General features: G+C 71.1%; 13 protein-coding genes. 9 read left to right on the top strand and 4 right to left on the bottom strand.

What is annotated here, in order from left to right; all coding sequences use genetic code 11:
* Window positions 1–59: 59 nt before the first annotated feature.
* The 4 genes from JJ691_RS35020 to JJ691_RS35005 all read right to left on the bottom strand — a co-directional run bounded on the left by JJ691_RS35020 (window position 60) and on the right by JJ691_RS35005 (window position 5,360).
* Entirely contained in the window at window positions 60–1,277 is a 1,218-nt protein-coding gene (locus JJ691_RS35020; protein WP_211763836.1) for a COG4315 family predicted lipoprotein, read from the bottom strand.
* A gap of 123 nt (window positions 1,278–1,400) precedes the next feature.
* The gene (locus tag JJ691_RS35015; RefSeq protein ID WP_211763835.1) at window positions 1,401–2,321 is read right to left on the bottom strand and encodes an NADP-dependent oxidoreductase; all 921 of its coding nucleotides are present in this window, start codon (window positions 2,319–2,321) and stop codon (window positions 1,401–1,403) included.
* Window positions 2,322–2,377: 56 nt separating this feature from the next.
* Window positions 2,378–5,197, bottom strand: coding sequence for a helix-turn-helix transcriptional regulator (locus JJ691_RS35010; protein WP_211763834.1), 2,820 nt, complete (start codon window positions 5,195–5,197; stop codon window positions 2,378–2,380).
* 19 nt (window positions 5,198–5,216) lie between these two features.
* Entirely contained in the window at window positions 5,217–5,360 is a 144-nt protein-coding gene (locus tag JJ691_RS35005) for a hypothetical protein (protein WP_211763833.1), read from the bottom strand.
* Between the two features lie 262 nt (window positions 5,361–5,622).
* Here JJ691_RS35005 and JJ691_RS35000 point away from each other — a divergent pair, with 262 nt between their 5' ends.
* The 9 genes from JJ691_RS35000 (at window position 5,623) to JJ691_RS34960 (ending at window position 15,568) form a co-directional block, all read left to right on the top strand.
* On the top strand, window positions 5,623–6,228 hold the full coding sequence (locus tag JJ691_RS35000; protein WP_211763832.1) for a hypothetical protein: 606 nt from the start codon (window positions 5,623–5,625) through the stop codon (window positions 6,226–6,228).
* On the top strand, window positions 6,213–7,862 hold the full coding sequence (locus JJ691_RS34995; protein WP_211763831.1) for a hypothetical protein: 1,650 nt from the start codon (window positions 6,213–6,215) through the stop codon (window positions 7,860–7,862). The genes JJ691_RS35000 and JJ691_RS34995 overlap by 16 nt, the downstream gene beginning before the upstream one ends.
* A gap of 9 nt (window positions 7,863–7,871) precedes the next feature.
* The gene (locus JJ691_RS34990) at window positions 7,872–8,447 is read left to right on the top strand and encodes a PadR family transcriptional regulator (RefSeq protein WP_211763830.1); all 576 of its coding nucleotides are present in this window, start codon (window positions 7,872–7,874) and stop codon (window positions 8,445–8,447) included.
* 88 nt (window positions 8,448–8,535) lie between these two features.
* Window positions 8,536–9,459 carry an ATP-binding cassette domain-containing protein gene (locus JJ691_RS34985; RefSeq protein ID WP_211763829.1) on the top strand — a complete coding sequence of 308 codons (924 nt, stop codon included), beginning with the start codon at window positions 8,536–8,538 and terminating at the stop codon, window positions 9,457–9,459.
* Between the two features lie 188 nt (window positions 9,460–9,647).
* Window positions 9,648–10,412, top strand: a complete 765-nt coding sequence (locus JJ691_RS34980) for an ABC transporter permease (RefSeq protein ID WP_442912790.1) — start codon at window positions 9,648–9,650, stop codon at window positions 10,410–10,412.
* Window positions 10,413–10,474: 62 nt separating this feature from the next.
* Window positions 10,475–13,090: a DEAD/DEAH box helicase gene (locus JJ691_RS34975; protein WP_211763828.1), complete on the top strand. Its 2,616-nt coding sequence runs from the start codon at window positions 10,475–10,477 to the stop codon at window positions 13,088–13,090.
* Window positions 13,087–13,821, top strand: a complete 735-nt coding sequence (locus JJ691_RS34970) for an SWIM zinc finger family protein (RefSeq protein ID WP_211763827.1) — start codon at window positions 13,087–13,089, stop codon at window positions 13,819–13,821. Before JJ691_RS34975 ends, JJ691_RS34970 begins: the two co-directional genes overlap by 4 nt.
* Before the next feature lie 122 nt (window positions 13,822–13,943).
* Window positions 13,944–14,858, top strand: a complete 915-nt coding sequence (locus JJ691_RS34965; RefSeq protein ID WP_211763826.1) for an ABC transporter ATP-binding protein — start codon at window positions 13,944–13,946, stop codon at window positions 14,856–14,858.
* On the top strand, window positions 14,858–15,568 hold the full coding sequence (locus tag JJ691_RS34960) for an ABC transporter permease (protein ID WP_211763825.1): 711 nt from the start codon (window positions 14,858–14,860) through the stop codon (window positions 15,566–15,568). The genes JJ691_RS34965 and JJ691_RS34960 overlap by 1 nt, the downstream gene beginning before the upstream one ends.
* The last annotated feature ends 1 nt before the right edge of the window (window position 15,569 follow it).

Genomic DNA, 15,569 nt, shown 5'->3' with positions numbered 1-15,569 from the left:
GCTGCCGAACACGACAGAAGGGGACCGGCCGGAGCCGGTCCCCTTCTGGTGTCAGCGGGTCAGTTCGCGAAGCGGATGGAGGCGACCATCTTGTCGAAGCCGATGGCGCTCAGGTCGTTCTGGTTGCCGGTGACGATCATCGACTTGCCGGTGCAGTCCTTGCCGGTCCAGATCTTGTAGGTGCCGTCGGCCTGGATGGACGAGACCTGGTCGGGGTGGGCGACGTTGACGCAGCCGTGGCCGGAGACGCCCTGCGAGCCGTCGGGCTCGGACAGGTTCTTGCCGCTGTCCAGGATCGCGCTGGTGGCGGTCAGGTTGGCGTTGGCCGGGTTGGTGGTGGTCGTCGTGGTGGAGCCGCCGCCGTCGCCGAAGCGCACCGACTGGATGTTGTTGTCGAAGCCGATGGACGCCAGGTTGGCCACGTCACCGTTGATCACGACGGACTTGCCGGTGCAGTTGGGGCCGGTCCACAGCTTGAGCGTGCCGTCGGTGGTGATGGAGGAGGTCACGCCCGGCCGCGGCACCGCCTGGCAGCCGGGGCCGGCCACGCCCTGGGACGCGCCGTTGTCGGAGAAGTTGGCGTCGTCGAACAGGATGGCGCTCTTGGCGGTCAGCGCGGCGGTGGGGCTGCCGGTGGGCTGGGTGGTGCTGGTCGCCGGCGGGGTGGAGCCGGGCGGGGTCTTGCCGCCGAAGTTGCGGGAACCGTCCGGCTGGGACGCCCACCAGATGTTCTGCACGCCCTCGCCGTTGGTGTCGAAGGGCTTCACGTCCTTGCTGAACGTGTAGAGCGGGTGGCCGTTCAGGGTGATCTGGAGGTTGCCGTCGTCGGGGCGCTTGATGAAGCCCACCGCCGACTTGGCGATGCCGGCGATGAACACCTTGCCGCCCTTGGCCACCTCCACCGGCGGCCAGGTGACCTTGCACTGGTCGGTGCAGTTGGACTTGTTGGGCTCGTCCTTGTCGAAGACGTACAGCACCTTGTGCGCGCCGTTGGTGATCACGGGGGAGAGGTCGCCGGCCTTGCCGGCGGCCAGCTGCACCCACTGCTGCGCGACCGGGGCGGGCGCGCCCTGCGGTGCCAGGTCACCGGTGTTGGCCGGGGCGTTGTTGGACTTCGCGGTGCCCTGCAACAGGTTCAGCGGCGTCGAGTCGGCTGCGTTGGAGGCGGCCGGCGGCGGGGTCTGGGGCTGCGTGGCCTCCTGGCTCCCACAGGCGGCCAGCATGGCGGCGCCGGCGGCGACGAGGGCAGCAAGGGACACAACATGCTTGCGCGACATGGGGATTCTCTCCAGTGTGGCTACGGGGTTCCGGTTCCTCCGGAAGCCGTTCGCGATCTACACGGAGAGGTGCGGCGAACGGTTCAACGAATTTTGGCGCGAACCGTTCGCCGCAGGTCAGCCTCAGGGAATCAGCACGATCTTGCCTCGGGTGTGCCGCTGCTCCAGCTCGCGGTAGGCGTCGCGAACCTGGGCCAGCGGGTACTTTCGGGCAACAACGAGGTCCAGACTGCCGGCCGCGATCCGGCCGGCGAGATCGGCCAGCACCTCGGCGCTCGCGCCCTGGGCGTTGCCCTCGGCCTTGACGCCGTACTTCTCCACGGCGGCGAAGTTGATGATCGTGTTGACGCGGCCCTTGTCGACGCCCAGTTCCAGCGCCAGTTCCACGTAATCCGCGCCAAAAGTGTCAATGAACGCGTCGATCTGGCCACCGCTGGCTGCTCGCACCCGGCCGGCCAGGCCCTCGCCGTATTCGACCGGGGTCACGCCGTGAGCGGTCAACCAGTCGGCATTGGACGGTCCGGCGATGCCGATGACCTTCGCCCCCGCCGCTACGGCCAGCTGCACGATCAGGGATCCGACGCCGCCGGCCGCGCCGGACACGACAACAGTGTCCCCCTTGGACAGTGCGACGGCCGCCACCGCCGCGTGGGCGGTGGTCCCGGCTACGAACAGCGATCCAGCCTGCTCCCACGTCACCCCGGCCGGCTTCGGCGTGAGCTGCGTCACCGGCACCACCACGAACTCGGCCTGGCTGGCCCGGTTGTCGGTCCAGCCGATCACCTCATCGCCGACCGACACCGTCGTCACACTGTCACCCAGTTCGGCGATGACGCCGGCGAGGTCGCTGCCCTGACCGGACGGGAACGTCGACGGCCATACCTCGGCGAACACGCCCGACCGGATTGCCGCCTCGCCGGGGTTGATGCCGGCCGCCTTCACCTGCACCAGCGCTTCACCGGGGCCGGGGACCGGCCGGTCCACCTCGACCACGTCCAGCACGTCGATGCCGCCGAACTCGTTGTACCTGACCGCCTTGGACATGGCTGCGAGCCTCCTCGTCGGGTGTATGTGAACTCTCAACCACCCGGCGGCGCGGTTTATGCCAGCAGTCCCCGGTCGTAGGCGAGCGACACCGCCTCGGTGCGGCTGCCTGCCCCCAGCTTGGCCATCACCCGTGACAGGTGCACGCTGGCCGTCTTCTCACTGATGTAGAGCTGCTCGCCGACCTGCCGGTTGGTCAGCCCGGACGCCACCAGCTCCAGCACCGTGCGCTCGCGCGGCGTCAACAGGTCTTCGCTGTCCGGTTCCACGTCGGCCACGGCGATGCGCCCGCGCCGAGCCGATGCCTCGATGGCTTGCCGCAGCGGTGACAGTCCCATGTGGACGGCGACGTCGTGGGCGGCGCGAAGCTCGACAGTGGCCTCATCACGGCGGCCGTCGGCCAGCAGCGCATCGGCCAGCCGCCATCGGGCAACGGCCTGCCAGTACACCATTCGCTCGGCCGCATCCACGGCCGCGCGCCAGAGCGCGACGTCGTCCTCGCCGCGCAGCCGGCCCAGCTCGGCGGCCATCCGAGCCTCCATGCACAGCACTTCCGGATTGCGCATCTCCTGGAGCCACTGGTTCTCCAGCGAGTACTTGCCATGCGCCATGGCGGTCTCGTGCAGTCGCTCGGCCTCGGCCAGGGCGTCGCGGGCCGCGTCGTCGTCCCGCCGTCGCCAGGCCTGCTCGGCCAGATCGGCCAACGCCGTGAGCGCGATCGCGCCGGCGTGCCGGGCGCCGTCGACGTAGGCCCGGGGCAGCTCGGCGAACCAACCGAGAAGCCGCTCGCACTCATCGACGGCCGATCGGGGGTCGCCACGCAGCACGGCCGCCTCGGCCAGCGCGAAGCGGACGCGTTCGATGGTGCGGGTGTCGTCGGTGCTGGCCATGATCCGCCGGGCGCCCGCCTCGACCTCCTCGAACCGCCCGGCCAGCGCCAGCGGATGGAGATTCGCCGCCGATATGTGCAGCGCCGCCCAGCGCGGGGCGGCCGAGTGGTCGTCCACGAGCTCGGTCGTGGTCCGATCGCCCAGCTTGAACTGGATGCTCATGTGCATGATGCGCGCTTCGACCGCGTACTCCGACCAGGTCAGCCCGACCGCGGTGGCCCGTTCGACGCTTTCGGCAAGAACGGCGACCGCCTCCCGGAACCGGCCGGCGTGGATCAGGCTGACCGCGAAGTTCTTCAACGAGCGCAGCTCGACCGTATAGGCGCCGGCCGCGGCGGCCCGGCTCGCCGCCGCCCGGTACAGCCGGTAGGCCTCCTCGTGTCGACCGCTCCACTCTGCGAACACCGCCAGCGTCACCAGCGTGTCGATCTCCACATCCTCGGCCCCGAGCTGGACGGCGGCCGCACGGGCCTGTTCGGCCAGCTGTTCCATCTCACCCAGGTCCAGCCCCGCGCCGCCGTACCAGGCCCATTCCCTGGCCCGCAGCGCCAACATTCGAGCCCGCACCACGCTCGGCGGCCGGTCCCGCACCAGGTCCCAGGCCTCGCTGACCGCGGCCGCCACCTCCGCGCCCGCGTACTCCAACGGAATCAGCGCCACGGCGAGCTCATGCCGGGCCTCCGCACCGGTCTCCGGATCGTCGGCCAGGCTCACCGCCGCCCGCGCGTAGGCGATGGCCCGGTCACCGTCGCCGGCGGCGAGGGCCATTCGGGAGGCCAGGCGTTGCAGGAAGTACTCGGTGACGCCGGGGTCCCGCGTCGCGCTGAACAGTTGCAGCGCCTGCTCGACGTGGTGCAGGGCCTCGGCCGGAGCGAGCAGCGTCGCCGCCTGTTCGGCCGCGCGCACCGAGGCGGCGAAGGCCGCGGGCAGATCATGGCTCTGCAGGGCGTGATACGCCAGCGATGCCGGCGTGGTGACCAGCCGAGCGTAGCTGGCGTGCAGGCGAACCCGTTCGCCCGGCAACAGATCACCGTACACGGCCTCACGCAGCAGGGCGTGCCGGAACGCGTAGCCGTTGTCCGCGGCCACCAACACGTTGTGCTGCACGGATTCCCGCAGCGCCTCGTCGAGATCGTCGGCGTCGAGCTCGGTCACCGCTTGCAGCGCCGAGTGCTCGACGTCGGTCCCGGCGCCGGAGGCGGCCCGCACCACCCGTCGGGCATTGCGCCCCAGCCGTTCCACCCGCGCCAACAGCAGATCCGTCAGCCCGTCCGGCACGCCGGTGCCGTAGGCGGCGGTCAGCTCCTCGCAGAAGAAGGCGTTGCCCTCGGACCGGTCGGCGATGCCCTGCAGCGTGGCCGCCGGCAGCGTGCCGTCCGACAGGGCCGACACGAAGGCCATCGCGTCGGCCCGGTCGAACGGCCGCAGGTCGACCCGATCCACAGTGGACAGGCGGCCCAGCTCGGTCAGCAGCGGCCGCAGCGGATGCCGGCGGTGCAGGTCGTCCATTCGATAGGTGACGACCACGAGCAGCCGCTGCCGGTTCAGCCGGGACACCAGGAACAGCAACAGGTCCCGGGTCGCCGCGTCGGCCCAGTGCAGGTCCTCCAACGCCAGCAGCACGGGATCGTCGGCGGCCAGCTCGGCCAACTCGGTGTGCACGGCCTCGAACAGCCGCAGCTGGTCCATCGCGTCGTCGAGCCGGGAGGCGCCGGACTCGGGCAACCGGCCCAGCGCCTCCACGAACGGCAGATACGGCAGGCCGGCGCCCTCGACGTCCAGGCACCGGCCGGTCAGCACCTTGACCCCGCCGTCCCGGGCACGCGAGGTCAGCTCGGTCAGCAGCCGGGACTTGCCCACACCGGCGTCGCCGGCCAGCAACACCGCCGAGGCCTGACCTTCCGCTGCGGCAGCCAACGCCGATTCCAACACCGCCAGCTCCGCCCGGCGGGCGACCAGCGGAATCCCGGAACCAATGCGCGGCACACCGCATGGTCGCACACCGTCACCGGCTCTGCGGCGGGTTCGACCGCTTCCACCAGCGCCGCCGCTGCCCCCGCCGGGCCATCCGGGCCTGCTCGGCGGCCTGCCGCATCGCCTTCTGCTGCTCCAGCACGAACCGGTAGTCGGAGTCGCTGTTGCGCCACATGACGAACCTCCCCATCTCGACAGGTACGAGATTCGGGCTGAGGTGGCCTCGGCCGCATTGGGCAGTCACGTCGTCCAGGCGCTCGATCGACCGCGATTCGCGGCGGAGCGGGGTAAGGCCCCCTCAGACGACGTAAGTCGGGCATACCCGACGACCGACCTTGACGGGTGTCGAACGGCGGTCCTACCTTCGGCTGGGTAAGGAAACTTTCCTTACCACCTATGGAGTCCGCCGCCCTCCCCTTCCCTGCAAGGAGGGATGGATGTCAGCACGCGTCATTCGACTGCTGGTCGCGGTGTTGAGCCTGGGGCTCGTCCTCACGCTCGGATCGGTGGCCAGCGCCTCCGCCGGCAGCAACCTCGCCACTCAACCGGCCGCCTCGACGCCCAAGGCGTCGACCGCGCTGTTCTACGTCACGCTGTACGGCTACGTGGACAACTCGCCGCCCAGCGCGATCATCTCCAACCCGGTCATCCACAGCAAGGCCGGTGGCACCGGGACGTACAAGGACCCGGTCACCTTCGCCACCGACACGCGCGAGGAGAAGCCGGGCACGATCGTCTACTACTCGTACCTGAAGAAGTACTTCATCATGGAGGACACCTGCACGGAGTGCTCCAAGGACTGGACCGGCAGCAACGGCGACAACCCGACGCCCAAGCGTGACGGGCACTACTGGCGCATCGACCTGTGGGCCGGCGGCAACTCCGGCAGCCTGAAGAACCCGCAGAAGCAGGCCCTGCTGGACTGCGAGGACAACCTTACGCAGGACAAGGGGGGCCAGGTCACCCTGAACCCGGCGTCGAACCTGCCGGTGGACACCACGCCGATCTTCAACACGAGCACGAACAAGTGCTACACGCCCTGACGGGCGTCTCGGCGACCCGGACCGCGCTGCGGTCCGGGCTCGTCGTGCTCGCGACCATTCTCCTGGCAGGCGCGTGTTCCCAGCCCGCCCCGGTGGCCCCCGCGGCCGAGACCTCGGCGGCCGCGCCGGCCGACACGGCTGTGCTCACCCAGCGCGGCGACGCCACGCGTGTTGGCTGGAACCGGCACGAGACCGTGCTCAACCAGGCCAACGTCGGCCGGATCGGGCTGCGCATCACCTATCCGCTGGACGGAGCGGTGTACGCGCAGCCGCTGTTCGTGCCGGGCCTGGGCGGGCACAACCTCGTGATCGTCGCGACCGAACACGGCAGCGTGTACGCGCTCGACGCCGACGCCAAGGGATCGGCGCGAGCCCCGCTGTGGCAGCGTTCCCTGCTGCCGGACGGCGCGAAACCGGTGTCCGCCCCCGACGACGTGAAATGCGAGTCCATCTCGCCCGAGGTGGGGGTCACCAGCACGCCGGTGATCGATCCGGCCACCAACACCATGTACGTGGTGGCCACCATGCACGACCAGACCGGCATCGTGGACCGGATGTACGCGCTGGATGTGGCCACCGGCAACGACAAGCTGCCGCCGGTGACGCTGTCCGCGACCGTCGCCGGCAGCAATTCCAGCAACGGCAAGATCCGCTTCGACGCCGCCTACGAGCAGCAGCGCGTCGGGTTGCTGCTCCAGGACGGCGTCGTCTACGCGGCGTTCTCCTCCTACTGCAGCCGAATGCCGTACGAGGGCTGGATTCTGGGCTACCAGGCCAAGGACCTGCGCCAGGCCGTGGTCTACACCGACAACCCGGATCAGGGCAGCAGCGGCAAACGCCCCGGCGGTGGTGGCATCTGGCAGTCGCAGACCGGGCTGGTCGGCTACCAGGGCTCGATCTTCGTCACGACCGGGAACGGCCCGTACAACCTGAACACCGGCGGCCGGAACGCCGGCATGAGCCTGCTGCGGCTGGTCCGCGACGGCAGCACCCTCAAGGTGGCTGACGCGTTCACCCCGTTCAACGTGACCTGCCTGAACGACCACGACCAGGACCTCAGCTCCGGCGCGCCGCTGCTGCTGATCGACCAGGGCGAGGTGCTGGAGATCAGCAAGGAGGGCCGGATCGAGCTGACGAAGATCGGTTCCCTCGGCGGCTTCCACACCATCAACCAGCCCTGCGACCACCAGGACCGCACCGACGTCGACCAGCTCGTGCAGGAACTGCCGGTGCAGACCGTGGACGGCGGCGTGTGGGGCGCGGAGACGACGTGGACCGGCGGCGGACAGACCTACGTCTACACGGCCGGCGTGGCCGACCGGCTCAGCGCGTGGCAGCTGGTCGACGGCAAGATCGCGAGCAAGCCCAGGTCGCAGGCGGCGGAGGGGCTGGCCTATCCCGGCGGCATCCCGGTCGTCTCCAGCGACGGCGACCGGCCGGGCAGCGCGGTGGTGTGGATCGTCGGCAACGAGGACGGCGGGCCGGTGCTGCGCGCCTACGACCCGACCGACCTGCGGCACGAACTCGTGCACGAGAAGCTGGCCGACTACACCAACTTCACCGTGCCGACCGTGGCTGACGGGCGCGTCGTGGTGGGCACCCAGCACACGGTGGTGATCTACGGTCCACTTTAGGCTGCACCCATGTCGGCGACGCGGTTGTTGGTGCTCGGGGTGGTGCGCGGCTACGGCCGCGCCCACGGCTACCTGATCGGCAACGACCTCATGTCGTGGGGCGCGGACGTCTGGGCCAACGTCAAGTGGGGCTCGATCTACCACGCGCTGAAGCAGGGCGTGAAGGCCGGTCACCTGCGTGAGGACTGGACTGTGCCCGGCCGCACCGACTACGAGCTCACCGAGAAGGGCGAGTTCGAGTTCCAGCGGCTGCTGGCCGACGCCATGCGCAAGCCGGAGCCGCGGCCGGACATGCTGGCCGCGGGCCTGGCCATGCTGCCGGCGCTGACCCGCGGCCAGGCGGTGTCCCTGCTGGAGATCCGGCTGTCGGCGGTGGAGGCGATCTGCAAGGAGGCCGACGGGCAGCTGACCGGCTGGCGGGAGCCGCCGCACGTGCGCGAGCTGTACCGGCTGCGGGTCGCCGACGCGGCCAACGACATCGCCTGGACCAGGGATCTGATCGAGCGGCTGAACGCGGGCGAGTACGCCATGGCCGGCGAGCCGGGGACGGTCGGCAAGGCCGGCAGCTGGCCGCACCCGGACTGACCGCTATTCAAGTTTGCATACCCACCCCTCGCGGGTGCACACTGGAGGCCGCGGGTATTCAAACTTTAGTACTCGGCCAGGGGGATGTATGTCAGTTCTCGTCCACGGGCTGCGCAAGCGGTTCCGTGACAAGATCGCGTTGGACGGCTTCGACCTGCGGGTTCACCCCGGCACGGTGTGTGGGCTGCTCGGCCCGAACGGAGCCGGCAAGACGACCGCCGTGCGCATCCTGAGCACATTGCTGCGGGCCGACGGCGGCCGCGCCGAGGTCGCCGGCTTCGACGTGGCCACCCAGCCCATGGAGGTGCGCCGCCGTATCGGGCTCGTCGGCCAGCAAGCCGCCGTCGACGAAGTGCTCAGCGGCCGGCAGAACCTGGAGATGTTCGGCCGGCTCCACCACCTGAGCTCCGCCGCCGCCCGGGTCCGGGCCACCGAGCTGCTGGACCGTTTCGGCCTGGCCGACACCGGCTCGCGGCCCGTCCGCCGCTACTCCGGCGGCATGCGCCGCCGTCTCGACCTCGCCGCCGGCATGATCCTCGCGCCCCAGGTGCTGTTCCTGGACGAGCCCACCACCGGGCTCGATCCCCGTGGCCGCAACGAGGTCTGGGACTCCGTGCGCTCCCTCGTCGCCGACGGCACCACCGTCCTGCTCACCACCCAGTACCTCGACGAGGCCGACCAACTCGCCGACCAGATCGCCGTCATCGACGCCGGGCGGGTCATCGCCGCCGGCAGCCCCGCCGACCTCAAGTCCCGCCTCGGCGCCGACCGCCTGGAGGTGGTCGTCCACTCCGCGGCCGACCTGCCCACCGCCGCCGAGCTCATGCACAAGATCGCCGGCACCCCGCCCGACCGCGACGACGACCTCCGCCGCCTCAGCGCCCCCGTCCAGGACCGCATCCCCGCGCTCACCGACACCCTCCGCGCCCTCGACACCGCCGGCATCGGCGTGGCGGACATCGCCTTACGCCGCCCCACTCTCGACGAGGTCTTCCTCACCCTCACCACCTGAAGTTCGTGCGTCTCCAAGACCTACAAACCCACGGCGCCACGATCGCCAACCACCACAAACCCCACTGGTGTGTCGCCGTTGAAGACCCCTCCGGTCGGGGTTTGGGGGTCTTGGAGACACCCAAACCCCGACCGTCGCGTCGCCGACCGACACGAACCCTCGAATGGAAAGGTGTCCGCGTGAGCAGCATCCGATGGGCCGTCGCCGACGGGTGGACGATGACCCGGCGCGATCTCGCGCACTGGGTCCGTCAGCCGGCGCCGGTGGTGGTGAGCGTGCTGTTCCCGATCCTGCTGGTGCTGATGTTCGGCTTCCTGCTCGGCGGGGCCATCGCGGTGCCGGGCGGCGGGGACTACCGCGAGTACCTGCTGCCGGGCATGTTCGTGATGACCATGGGGTTCGGCGTGGAGGGCACGCTGCTCGCCGTCACCACGGACGCCTCGCGAGGGGTCACGGACCGGTTCCGGTCGATGCCGATGGCGCCGTCGGCGGTGGTGGTCGGGCGGTGCGGGGCGGACATGCTGAACTCGGTGCTGGTGCTGGTCGTGATGGCGGCCTGCGGGCTGGCCGTGGGCTGGCGGCCGCACGGCGACGCGGCCGCCACTCTGGCGGCGTTCGGCCTGCTGCTCCTGCTCCGGTTCGCCTTCCTCTGGCTCGGCATCTACCTGGGCCTGGTCATCGCCAACCCGAGCGCGGTGACGCTGGTGCAGGTGGTGGTCTGGCCGGTGAGCTTCCTGTCCAACATCTTCGTCTCACCGGACACCATGCCCGGCTGGCTGGGGACGATCGCGACGTGGAACCCGCTGTCGGCCACGGCCTCGGCCACCCGGGAGCTGTTCGGTTCCCCCGGAGCGGCCGACGGCTGGACCGGCGTGGCGGTGGCATGGCCGTTGCTCCTGGTGGCGGTGTTCTTCCCACTCTCGGTACGCGCGTTTCGGAGGTTGAGCCGATAGTGGACGAACTCGCACGCTGCCCGGTCGTGTTCGAGCCCGCAGATCCCCCGAGATTGGGCAGAATGGCTTTCTGGGGCGCCGAGCTCCCCACGGGGATGGGGGAGCTCGGCGCCCTGGACATCATCGAGGCCCACGGCGACCAGGCGCGGGTCCGCACGGTGCCGGCCGTGCGGCTGCCGGTCACCGAGGCGGTGCCGCTGCTCAGCCGGGCCCGCCGCGACCGCCGGGCCCACCCGGCCACCGCGTTCTGGGGTGCGGCCACGGTCGTCGCGCTCCAGCTCATCGCCCGCGGCCGGCTGCAGCCCACGGTGTCGCCCGGCGACTACGACGCGTGGCGCGTCGGCCCGCTCGACCCGGCCGACCACGGCCGCATCGGCGAACTGGTGGCGGCCATGCCGGCGGGGGCCCGGGCGGTGCCGGTGCCCGGCCGGCTGCCGCTGGAACTGCCGGACGCCCGCGGCCTGGTCGAGGGCTTCCTGGACGCGGTCGCCGACGGCATGCCCCGCGGCGGCAGCGAGGCCGCGTTCCTGGCCGCCGCCCCACGGCACGTGCCGGAGCTGCGGGCCTGGGCCGACGGCGTCAGCGTGTCGCTGCGCATCGAGTTCGACGGCCGGTTCCGGGCCGTCGTGCAGCTGCACAGCGTCGCCGACCCCGGCGTGGTCAGCGACGCCGCCGAAGTGTGGGCCGGGGCCGGCCGAGCCCGGGCGCAGGCCCAGGCGGTGGTCGCCCTGCGTCGAGCGGCCCGGGTCTGGCCGGCGCTGGACTCCTTGCTGCACAAGGAGGTTCCGGACGAGATCGGGCTGACCGACGACGAGGTCCGGCAACTGCTGGGCGGCGCGGCCGACCGGCTCACCGCCAAGGGCGTGCCCGTGCACTGGCCCAAGGAACTGGCCCGGCAGCTGGTCAGCCGGGTGGTCATCGGCGGCGACTCGCCGCCCCGCGACCTGCCCGGTTTCCTCGGCGGTGGCCAGGCGCTGCGCTTCGACTGGCAGATCGCCGTCGGCGATGACCCGCTCACCCGTGACGAGCTGGAGCAGCTGACCCAGGCTCACCGGCCGATCGTGCGGCTGCGCGAGCAGTGGCAGCTGGTCGACGCCGACCTGGCCCGGCGCGTCCGGCAGGGGGAGCTGGAGCCGCTGAACCCGTTGGCGGCGCTCGGGCTGGCGCTCACCGGGGCCGCCGAGATCGATGGCGAGCAGGTCGAGGTCGTGCCCAACGGCTGGCTGGCCGCACTGCGGGACCGAATCGCCGACGCCGAGGGCGGCAGCGAGCGGCTGGTGCAGCCGCCGGCGCTGGCCGCCACGCTGCGCGACTACCAGCTGCGCGGCCTGCGCTGGCTGGCCCGGATGACCGAGCTCGGCCTGGGCTGCTGCCTGGCTGACGACATGGGCCTGGGCAAGACGATCACCGTGATCGCCCTGCACCTGCACCGCGCCGCCGCCGGGCCCACCCTCGTGGTCTGCCCGGCCTCGCTGCTGGGCAACTGGGAACGGGAGATCCGGCGCTTCGCGCCCGGCGTCCCGGTCCGGCGCTTCCACGGCTCGGCCCGCGACCTCTCCGGCGTCGAGGGTTTTGTGCTCACCACCTACGGCACCATGCGGGTGGACGCCGCCGAACTCGCCGCCGTGCCCTGGGACCTGGTCGTCGCCGACGAGGCCCAGCACGTCAAGAACGCCCGCTCGGCGACGGCGAAAGCCCTGCGCGCCATCGGATCCGGCGTCCGGGTCGCGCTCACCGGCACGCCGGTCGAGAACACCCTGTCCGAGCTGTGGGCCATCCTGGACTGGGCCGCCCCCGGCCTGCTCGGCTCGCTGGGCTCGTTCCGGCGGCGGTGGGCCAAGCCCATCGAGGCCGACAAGGACGAGGAGACCGCCCGCCGTTTCGCCCGCCTGCTGCGGCCGTTCCTGTTGCGCCGCAGCAAGTCCGACCCCGGCATCGCCCCCGAGCTGCCGGCCAAGACCGAGACCGACCAACTTGTGCCGCTCACCCGCGAGCAGACCGGCCTCTACGAGGCGGCCGTCCGCGAGGCCATGGCCGAGATCGCCGAGAGCGATGGCATGGCCCGCCGCGGCAAGATCGTCAAGCTGCTCACCTCGCTCAAACAAATCTGCAATCATCCCGCCCAGTACCTCAAGCAGACCGATGCCCGCCTCAGCGCCCGCTCCGGCAAGCTCACCCTGCTCGACGAACTCCTCGACACCATCGTCGCCGAGGACCACGCCGTGCTGGTGTTCACCCAGTACGTCGCCATGGCTCAGCTGCTCGCCCGCCACTTCGCCGACCGCGGCCTGTCCAGCCAGCTCCTGCACGGCGGCACCCCCGTCGCCCGCCGCGAGGACATGGTCCGCCGCTTCCAGGACGGTGAGGTGCCGATCTTCCTCATCTCCCTCAAGGCCGGCGGCACCGGTCTCAACCTCACCCGGGCCGACCACGTCGTGCACTACGACCGCTGGTGGAACCCGGCCGTCGAGGACCAGGCCACCGACCGGGCCTACCGCATCGGCCAGACCCGCCCGGTCCAGGTCCACCGCCTCATGACCGAAGGCACCATCGAGGACCGCATCGCCGCCATGCTCGCCACCAAACGCGCCCTGGCCGACGCCGTCCTCACCGGCGGCGAAGCCGCCCTGACCGAACTGACCGACGCCGAACTGGCCGATCTGGTGGAACTCCGATGACCGCGGCCCGTGGCTTTTCCGCCTTTCCGGCCCGCAGCCGGCGTCGGTCCCACACCTGGTGGGGCACCGACTGGCTACAGGCCATGGAAGACACCGCCGTCGACGCAGGCCTGACCCGACGCGGACGGCGTATGGCGACCGAAGGGAGGATCGGGCCGATCACGATCAGCCCGGGGCGCGTGGCCGCCACGGTCGACGGCACCTGCCCGACGGCGGTCACCGTCGAACCCCTGTCGGACAACGTGTGGGCGAATCTCGTGGCCGAGGCGTCCGTCCAATCGGGACACCTGGCGGCCCTGCTCGACGGCCAACTGCCCCATGCCCTGTCCGAATTGCTGCCCACGGTCGGCGACCTGGACGCCCGGTGCACCTGCGACGACTGGGGCAATCCGTGCCAGCACGCCGCCGCCCTGTGCTACCAGGCCGCCTGGCTGATCGACATGGACCCGTCGCTGCTGCTCCTGCTCCGCGGGCGGTCGGTGGAAGCCCTCACTGCCGAGGTCGCAGGCCAGCACGCAGCCCCGCCCAAGGCTGCGCCGTTGGCGTCGATCACCCTTGCCACAGAAGCGTTATCCCAGCCCGTGCCGCCGTTGCCGGACCCGCCGCCGCCCGCCATCGACGCGCCGCAGCTGCTCGCCATCGAAACGCCGCCGGGCAGCGACCCAGGGGCCCTGCACGGCGCGGTGGCCACCGCCGTCAACCGGGCCCGCCGCCTGTTGGAGGCGGGATGAACCCTCCTGGTCGGCGGAAAGGGCTGTCCGCGGGGACGGCCCCTCTCCCGTGACAGTTGTCATGGCCGGGTCCTGACAGAACTGCCAGGGCCCGGTCCCACGGGAACGACAAGCTCTGAGCCATGGACAGCACAGACACCGTCACCCGGGGCGCCGCGGTGAGCCTTCGCGGACTGGTCAAGCACTTCGGCGACGTGCAGGCGGTGGACGGGGTCGACGTCACCATCGCGCCGGGGGAGGTGGTGGCGCTGCTCGGGCCGAACGGCGCGGGCAAGTCGACGACGATCGACATGTTGCTGGGCCTGGCCAAGCCGACCCGGGGCGCGGTGTCGGTGTTCGGGCGGACGCCGCGGCAGGCGGTGGCCTCCGGTCTGGTGGGTGCCATGCTCCAGTCGGGCGGCCTGCTCGACGACGCGACGGTCGCCGAGACGGTGGCGCTGTTCCGAGCCATGTACCCGAAACCGTTGCTGCTCAAGGAAACCCTGCAACGCGCCGGGGTGGCCGAGCTGGCAGGTCGCAAGGTCGGTGGGCTGTCGGGCGGCGAGAAGCAGCGGGTCCGGTTCGCGGCGGCGCTGGTCAGCGATCCGGACCTGCTGGTGCTGGACGAGCCGACGGTCGCGATGGACGTGGCCGCCCGCCGCGAGTTCTGGGCGGCGATGCGCTCCTACACCGACACCGGCCGCACGGTGGTGTTCGCGACCCACTACCTGGCCGAGGCCGAGGACTACGCGGACCGGGTGGTGCTGCTGCGGTCGGGCCGGGTCGTCGCCGACGGCTCGGTGAGCCAGGTGCGCTCGCTGGCCGCCGGCCGGGTGATCACGGCGAAGATCCCCGGCGCCGACGAGACCGTGCTCAGGACGCTGCCTGGTGTCACCGAGGTGCTGGTGCGCGGCGACGCCGCCGAGCTGGCCTGCGCGGACTCCGACCGGGCGCTGCGCGAACTGCTCAGCCGCCACCCCCAGGCCCACGACATCGAGGTCCGCGGCGCCGGACTCGAGGCCGCGTTTGTCACTCTGACCAGGCAGGAGGCCGCCTGATGGGCGCGTTGTTGACGTTCGAGGTGCGCCGGATCGTCCGCTCACCCAGGTTCTTCATCTTCACCGCCGCCTTCCCACTGGCCATGTTCCTGGCGTTCAGCTCCGTCTACGGCGCGGACGCGGTCACCTTCCTGATGGTGAGCATGGCGGCCTTCGGCGCGGTGGCGGCGTCCATCAACACCGGCTCCCGCATCGCGATCGAACGACAGGTCGGCTGGAACCGCCAGCTCCGGCTCACCCCGTTGAGCAGTGTCGACTACCTGGTGTCCAAGGTGGCCACGGCGATGGTGGTCGCGCTGCCCGGCATGCTGCTGGTGTTCGCCGCCGGCGCCCTGGTCGAGCACGTGGACCTGAGCGCCGGCAGCTGGCTGGAGCTGATCATCTTCTGCTGGCTGGGCGTGCTGCCGACCGCGGTGCTCGGCCTGCTGATCGGGCTGCTGGCCACCGGCGACTCGGCCCAGGTCATGAGCACCGTGCTGATGCTGACGCTGAGCATGCTCGGCGGCCTGTGGCTGCCGCTGACCAGCCTGCCGCCAGTCATGACCATCGTCGCGAAGGCCCTGCCGAGTTACTGGTTGGCGGAATTCGGACATGACGCGTTGGCAGGCAACGCGGTGAGCGTCCAGGGCGTGACCACCATGGCGGCCTGGATCGTGGCGGCGGGCGGCTTGGTCGTCCTCCGCTACCGACGGGACACCGCCCGGGCCTGAC

The organism is Kutzneria sp. CA-103260, assembly GCF_018263855.1.
GTDB lineage: Bacteria > Actinomycetota > Actinomycetes > Mycobacteriales > Pseudonocardiaceae > Kutzneria.
The sequence above is the reverse complement of the archived record's forward strand: the minus strand, read 5'-3'. Positions and strand labels throughout refer to the sequence as shown.

Coding starts and splice junctions, on each gene's coding strand:
- JJ691_RS34975 (WP_211763828.1), top strand. CDS start 10,475: ATGGCTTTCTGGGGCGCCGAGCTCCCCACGGGGATGGGGGAGCTCGGC.
- JJ691_RS34985 (WP_211763829.1), top strand. CDS start 8,536: ATGTCAGTTCTCGTCCACGGGCTGCGCAAGCGGTTCCGTGACAAGATC.
- JJ691_RS35015 (WP_211763835.1), bottom strand. CDS start 2,321: ATGTCCAAGGCGGTCAGGTACAACGAGTTCGGCGGCATCGACGTGCTG.
- JJ691_RS35005 (WP_211763833.1), bottom strand. CDS start 5,360: ATGTGGCGCAACAGCGACTCCGACTACCGGTTCGTGCTGGAGCAGCAG.
- JJ691_RS34965 (WP_211763826.1), top strand. CDS start 13,944: ATGGACAGCACAGACACCGTCACCCGGGGCGCCGCGGTGAGCCTTCGC.
- JJ691_RS35020 (WP_211763836.1), bottom strand. CDS start 1,277: ATGTCGCGCAAGCATGTTGTGTCCCTTGCTGCCCTCGTCGCCGCCGGC.
- JJ691_RS34970 (WP_211763827.1), top strand. CDS start 13,087: ATGACCGCGGCCCGTGGCTTTTCCGCCTTTCCGGCCCGCAGCCGGCGT.
- JJ691_RS34960 (WP_211763825.1), top strand. CDS start 14,858: ATGGGCGCGTTGTTGACGTTCGAGGTGCGCCGGATCGTCCGCTCACCC.
- JJ691_RS34990 (WP_211763830.1), top strand. CDS start 7,872: ATGTCGGCGACGCGGTTGTTGGTGCTCGGGGTGGTGCGCGGCTACGGC.
- JJ691_RS35000 (WP_211763832.1), top strand. CDS start 5,623: ATGTCAGCACGCGTCATTCGACTGCTGGTCGCGGTGTTGAGCCTGGGG.